Consider the following 6,237-nt stretch of genomic DNA (forward strand, 5'->3'; position numbering starts at 1 on the left):
TGGCCGCTCAACTGGGATACCAGTTGGTGCAGATGGTTTTCCACACCAACCAGCATCCGCCAGTTCTGCGGGTGGATATTCGTCCACTGGATCCCGACCGAGAAACCAGCCATGCCGATTGCGAAGCCATGAGCCAAGCCTTGGAAGTCGAGCTGGATCGGGTGGATCTGATCCCAGGCCAGTATGTGTTGGAGGTGTCCAGCCCTGGCATCAGCAACCTTCTCACCAGCGATCGCGACTTTGTGGTTTTCAAGGGATTCGCGGTGGAGGTGACCTTGGATCCACCCTACAAGGGCAAAGCCGTTTGGTCAGGACACCTGCTGGGTCGGGATGAGGAGAGGGTTGCCTTATCCCTCAAGGGGCGGCGAGTTCAGTTGCCCCGCGCTTCGGTGCAGCGGGTTGCCCTCTCATCGGAAACTGACTAGGAGACCGGAGATAGAGAGAGCGTTTGACCGCAGGTGGTGCGGCCCTCCCTTCGCATCAGAGATGCGGGTTCAGTTCCCGCTGGGGAGCAATAGCAACAGCAAGTTTCACGAAGTTTGTGCAGGAGGACAGTGGTTATGGCGATGGTGCCTCTGCCGGGTTTGGCGGAAATGGTGGAGATGATCTCGCGGGAGCGCAACTTGCCCCGCCATGTGGTCACCGATGCCCTGCGAGAGGCGCTGCTCAAGGGCTACGAACGCTACCGCAAAACCATCCAGCGAGATGTGGTCTTTGCAGAAGACCACTTCCGCAATTTCGATGTGGAGTTGGATGTGGAGGCAGGAGGCTTTCGCGTTTTGGCCACCAAAGCCATCGTTGAGCAGGTGCAAAACCCCGACCATGAGATCTCTCTGTACGATGTGCAGCAGGATTACCCAGAAGCCGAAGTAGGCTGGGAAGTCACAGATGATGTCACCCCACAACAGGCGGAATTTGGCCGCATGGCGGCCATCCAAACCAAGCAGGTGCTGGCGCAAAAGTTACGGGATCAGCAGCGCCGTCTGATTCAGGAAGAGTTCCGCGATCTGGAAAAAACCGTACTGCAGGCACGGGTGCTGCGCACCGAGCGGCAGACGGTGATCATGTCGGTATCCAGCGGTTTCGGACAACCTGAGGTGGAAGCAGAACTGCCCAAGAAGGAACAGCTGGCCAGCGATCGCTACACTCCCAACGCGGTGATGAAGGTCTATCTCAAGAAAGTCTATGAGGGATCCCGGCGGGGGCCACAGCTTTTGGTTTCCCGGGCCGATGCTGGCTTGGTGGTGAACCTGTTTGCCAACGAGGTGCCAGAAATTGAAGAGGATATCGTGCGGATTGTGGCAGTGGCGCGGGAGGCCAACCCCCCTTCCCGAAATGTGGGGCCACGTACCAAGATTGCGGTCGATACGGTGGAGCGGGACGTGGATCCAGTGGGGGCCTGTATTGGCGCGAGGGGATCCCGGATTCAGGCGGTGGTAGCAGAGCTGCGCAACGAGAAAATCGATGTCATCCGCTGGTCGCCGGATCCTGCCACCTACATTGCCAACGCCCTCAGCCCGGCCAAGGTGGTGGAGGTGCGGCTAGTGGATCCGGAAATCCAGCAAGCTCATGTGTTGGTCAACAGCGACCAGCTCAGTTTGGCCATTGGCAAAGAGGGGCAAAATGTGCGCCTGGCAGCCCGCCTCACCGGTTGGAAAATCGACATCAAGGAAGTGGAGAGCTACCGCGCAGCGCTGGAGGAGGCCCAAGCGCAAGGGTTGCCCTATCCCTTCATCACTCCAGCGGCACTAGAGCGCTTCCAGCGGCGGGCAGAGCGGGCTGCTTTGGGCCTAGAGGATGAGGAATACGAAGAAAAGCGCCGCCTGGAGGAAGAGGAGCTGGCGGGGGACGATAGGCTGGAAGAAGACTGGGCTGACGAAGAGGAGGACTTCGACTACGACGCCGAGTTTGACATTGCCCAGCCGAAGGGGTAATGATATACGCTCTACCCTCACTTTGCCCGTGCACTTTGCTCGTAGAGGGCGGCTTCTGCCGGAAGTCTGGGCTTTGGAATGAGTTTTGCTGCAGGGGATCGCGGTTGCACCGAGACCGCAATGGCGCATGTGGGGTTTTCCTGCCTGCTTGGGCAGAACTGCCCTGTTCCGGCAATCTGCATTGGTGAAAGATGCTAGCTTTTGTTAGCATGCAGGAGCCAAAAAAGTTCGGCAGGCAAATCAAAACTCTTCCGAGCCAGAACCCAAACCTCAATCCAACACAGCGGGATCCCTTGGCTAGTTCAGAGTTTGCCCTGGAGCAGTTGCTCTTTGCCCCGGCCACGCCTGACCCCGACGCAGTGCGGGTAATCTACGCCTTCCCCAACACCTACGCAGTGGGGATCACCAGCCTGGGCTATCAAGTCATCTGGAGTCTGCTGGCCAGCCGCCGAGATGTGGCCGTCTCCCGCCTCTTTACAGACTTGGCTGAGCCCCTGCCCCGGGAGCCGGAGCTGTTCGGCTTTTCCCTATCCTGGGAGCTGGATTATGTCCATATCCTGGCTCTGCTGGAACGGCACGGGATCCCTCCCAGATCTGAGGAGCGGGAGGAAGCCCACCCCTTGGTCTTTGGCGGCGGCCCGGTACTGACAGCCAACCCTGAGCCCTTTGCCGAGTTTTTTGACCTGATCTTGCTGGGGGATGGGGAAGGTCTTCTGGAGAAGATGATTGAGATCTATCGGCAGGTGCGCCAGGGATCCCGGGCTGAGAAATTGCAGGCGCTAGCGCAGGTGCCAGGGATCTATGTGCCCGGCTTGTATGAACCCCAATACCGGGAGCCCGACGGCCCGGTGGAGAAGGTGCTCCCCAAAGTGGCCGGGATCCCTAGCTCCATTCGCAAACACACCTTCCGCGGCAACACCCTCTCGGTTTCCACAGTAGTCACCCCCAAAGCGGCCTGGGAGAGCATCTACATGGTGGAGGTGGTGCGCAGCTGCCCGGAGATGTGTCGGTTTTGCCTGGCCAGCTATCTCACCCTGCCTTTCCGGGTGGCGGATGTGGAGGGGCATTTGATCCCGGCGGTGGAGCGGGGGCTGCAGGTCACTCAGCGGATTGGGTTGCTGGGGGCTTCTGTAACCCAGCACCCCCAATTTGAGCAGTTGCTGGAGCACTTGGCCCAGGATCGCTTCGAGCAGGTGCGTCTCAGTTTGGCCTCGGTGCGCACCGCTACCGTAACCCCACGTCTGGCGCAGGTACTCTCCCGCCGGGGCAGCCAGTCCATTACGGTGGCCATCGAAAGCGGCTCAGAACAACTGCGCCAGATCATCAACAAGAAGTTAAGCAACCCGGAAATCTTGGCAGCAGCAGCCCACGCCCAGGCTGGAGGTCTGAAGGGCATTAAGTTCTACGGCATGGTGGGGATCCCGGCGGAAACCCAGGCAGATCTGGAGGCCACAGTAGCCCTTTTCCAAGAGCTCAAAAAAGCGGCTCCCGGCCTGCGCCTGACGCTGGGGTGCAGCACCTTTGTGCCCAAAGCCCACACCCCTTTTCAGTGGTACGGAGTGGATCCCCAAGCCGAGAAAAAACTGCAGTTTTTCCAGAAACACCTGCGTCCCTTGGGGGTGGAGTTGCGCCCGGAAAGCTATAGCTGGTCCGTGATCCAAGCCCTCATCTCGCGAGGGGATCGGCGGGTGGGAAAAGTCTTGCAGTTGGCGCGGGACTTTGGGGAATCCTTGGGGAGCTACCGGCGCGCTTTCAAAGAGCTTAAAGGGCAACTGCCGCCTCTGGATTACTACGTGCACAGCCACTGGGATCCAGGGGATCCCTTGCCTTGGCAACACATCGAAGGGCCCCTCACCCTGGAGCGACTGTTGCAACATCGCCAGGAAGCTCTTTCTGTTCGTATCTCTTGAAAATACCTATTTGGGTTGTTTGCAAGCTGCGATGCTGCTGGCAATAATCGCCTCGGTTTCGGCCAAGCCTTTCCAGCCCAAGATCTGGGTTTCTTTCTTTTCCAGGCGCTTGTAGGTGGCGAAAAACTCCGCGATCTCATCCAGGCGGTGCTGGGCGATGTCTTCCAGCTTGGTCACCGAAGCATAGCGGGGATCCTTGGCAGGCACACACAGCAGCTTCTCATCCGGATCCCCGCCATCGATCATCTGCAACATGCCCAAGGGGCGCACCGTGACCACACACCCTGGGAAAGTGGGCTGATCCATGATCACCAAGCCATCCAAGGGATCCCCATCCCCGGCCAGCGTGTTGGGCACAAAGCCGTAGTCATAAGGGTACTGCACCGAGGAGTAGAGCACCCGATCCAGCGCCATCGCTCCCATGTCTTTGTCGAACTCATACTTGTTTTTGCTGCCGCCGGGAATCTCAATCAAGATGTTGAGCAGGCCGGGCTTGGGTTGGGCAGGGATCCGCGACAGGTCGATCACAGCAAGCACCCTCGGATTGGGAATAGACAGCCAGAGGGTATTCTGACATACTCCTTGCCCCAAAGGACAGAGACTCTTGACACTTGCCGGGAACAGGCGGGACGAAACCCTTAGCCGCCTTCACATTGCTTCACATTATTTTCTCCACGTCTGGCTTAGCGTCGCATCTTCCTCGACGAGATGGGAGACTGGGTTTTCTCTCCCCCTTTCCCTCAGCAGGCCCAGAGCCGCCTGGAAGGATAGGGTTCCGGATCCGGCTTCCTTGATTGGCTCAGACATACTCCCCGGGCAAGATTCGAACTTGCGACCAATCGGTTAACAGCCGACCGCTCTACCGCTGAGCTACCGAGGATCAAGCGTTTCTCATCATAGGGGAAAAAAGGACTGCTAGGCAACTGCCGATGAGGGGTTCTGGTTTGGCCTTGGGATCCCTGTTCAGTGGAGCGGGCTTGATTTTGCTCAATTGCTCGCCTTTCTCAGGTCTATCTGACGGATCCAGGGGACAAACCCTGAAAACGCCCTCGTCAACCGAACGGAAGCCATTACAATGGTTACGGACATTTGCCAGCGCCCCTCATGGACTTCGGAGTCGGATTTCTCTCCAACAACGTCATGCTGCCGATCCTGGATTTTTTCTATGGGATCGTGCCCAGCTATGGACTGGCCATTATCTTCCTGACGTTGGTGATCCGCTTTGCCCTCTACCCGCTCAATGTGGGATCCATCCGCAACATGCGGCGCATGAAGGTGATCAGCCCGGTGATGCAGCGGCGGATGCGAGAACTCCAGGAGAAATACCGAGACGACCCGCAGAAGCTTCGGGAAGCCCAGGCCAAGCTTTACAGCGAGCTGGGGGCCAATCCCTTGGGGGGCTGCCTGCCACTGCTCATTCAAATGCCAGTGCTGTTTGCCCTGTTTGCCACCCTGCGGGGATCCCCCTTTGCAGCGGTGACCTACGATGTCAACTTGCAGATCCTGCCGGCGGAAATGGCGGCTGAGGTGGTGCCCGCCCCCTACGTCAGCCCCAGCAAGAACATTTTTGTCACCGACTCTCTTCACAAGCCGGTGGTGCTGGTGGAACCCAAAGGCACCAAGATTGCCGTCGGGGAAGAGGTGCAATTTCTGCTTCAAGGGCCGGGGGGCAAGCCTTTTGAGCAATTGGTGGCCGAAGCGGGTGGGGATCCCAATCTGTTACAGCCCACCTGGAAGATCACCAAAGGGGAAGATCGTGCCCAGATCAAGCCGGATGGCACCTTGCTGGCTCTGCAGCCGGGGGATGTGACCGTGCAGGTGTCCATTCCCGGTTTGGCCTCTGACACCGGCTTTCTGTTCATCGACAAGTTGGGCCGTGTGGGGGCCTTCGACGAAGATGGCACCATCCACTGGGATATCATCGCCATGATCGTCATCTTTGGGGTGTCCATTTACCTGAACCAGTACCTAACCAATGCCGGACAGGATACCGGCAAAGAGGATCCCAGCCAAAGTTCCATGGCTCGGATCACCCCTGTGCTGTTCTCGGCGATGTTCCTGTTCTTCCCTCTGCCGGCAGGGGTTTTGCTCTACATCCTTGTCTCTAATATCTTCCAAACGGTGCAGACTTTCCTGCTCTCGCGGGAGCCGTTGCCGGAGAACTTGCAGCAGTTGGTGGAAGAGGAGCGCCGTCGGGCTGCCCAGACGATAACGGTGGAGGCCAAGGAAGTGGAAAAATCGACCAAGCCCAGAGCAGCCAAGGAGGGACGGGAATCCTTGCCCTTTGAGCCCTAGGGGATCCTCGCTGTTGGGGTGGACTTGTGGTGGAGTGTTGATACCTGATACATTTACGCTGAACACTGCTGAACATCACTGTTCAACTATGCAGCGAT

General features: G+C 58.2%; 5 protein-coding genes and 1 tRNA gene. 4 read left to right on the forward strand and 2 right to left on the reverse strand.

From position 1 onward, the window contains the following. The 3 genes from rimP to NW829_RS05925 form a co-directional block, all read left to right on the forward strand. The coding region (rimP, locus tag NW829_RS05915; RefSeq protein ID WP_414416647.1) for a ribosome maturation factor RimP at nucleotides 1-425 on the forward strand (425 nt) is incomplete at its 5' end. Between the two features lie 135 nt (nucleotides 426-560). Then, the gene (gene nusA / locus NW829_RS05920) at nucleotides 561-1,934 is read left to right on the forward strand and encodes a transcription termination factor NusA (RefSeq protein WP_011433821.1); all 1,374 of its coding nucleotides are present in this window, start codon (nucleotides 561-563) and stop codon (nucleotides 1,932-1,934) included. A gap of 293 nt (nucleotides 1,935-2,227) precedes the next feature. After that, complete coding sequence (locus NW829_RS05925) at nucleotides 2,228-3,844, forward strand: B12-binding domain-containing radical SAM protein (protein ID WP_414416648.1); 1,617 nt, start codon at nucleotides 2,228-2,230, stop codon at nucleotides 3,842-3,844. A 6-nt stretch (nucleotides 3,845-3,850) separates the two neighbouring features. Here the strand turns inward: NW829_RS05925 and NW829_RS05930 are convergent, their stop codons facing one another. Both NW829_RS05930 and NW829_RS05935 read right to left on the reverse strand, forming a co-directional pair. After that, nucleotides 3,851-4,369: an inorganic diphosphatase gene (locus tag NW829_RS05930; RefSeq protein ID WP_414350567.1), complete on the reverse strand. Its 519-nt coding sequence runs from the start codon at nucleotides 4,367-4,369 to the stop codon at nucleotides 3,851-3,853. A 283-nt stretch (nucleotides 4,370-4,652) separates the two neighbouring features. Further along, nucleotides 4,653-4,724, reverse strand: a tRNA-Asn gene (locus NW829_RS05935). A 224-nt stretch (nucleotides 4,725-4,948) separates the two neighbouring features. Between NW829_RS05935 and yidC the strand changes: the two genes are divergently transcribed. Next, nucleotides 4,949-6,139 carry a membrane protein insertase YidC gene (gene yidC, locus NW829_RS05940; protein WP_414416649.1) on the forward strand — a complete coding sequence of 397 codons (1,191 nt, stop codon included), beginning with the start codon at nucleotides 4,949-4,951 and terminating at the stop codon, nucleotides 6,137-6,139. Nucleotides 6,140-6,237 lie beyond the last annotated feature (98 nt).

It is taken from the genome of Synechococcus sp. R55.8, assembly GCF_047461895.1.
Classification (GTDB): Bacteria; Cyanobacteriota; Cyanobacteriia; order Thermostichales; family Thermostichaceae; genus Thermostichus.

Excerpts from the sequence above, each read along its gene's own strand:
- nusA (WP_011433821.1), top strand. The coding sequence starts at position 561 with ATGGCGATGGTGCCTCTGCCGGGTTTGGCGGAAATGGTGGAGATGATC.
- yidC (WP_414416649.1), top strand. The coding sequence starts at position 4,949 with ATGGACTTCGGAGTCGGATTTCTCTCCAACAACGTCATGCTGCCGATC.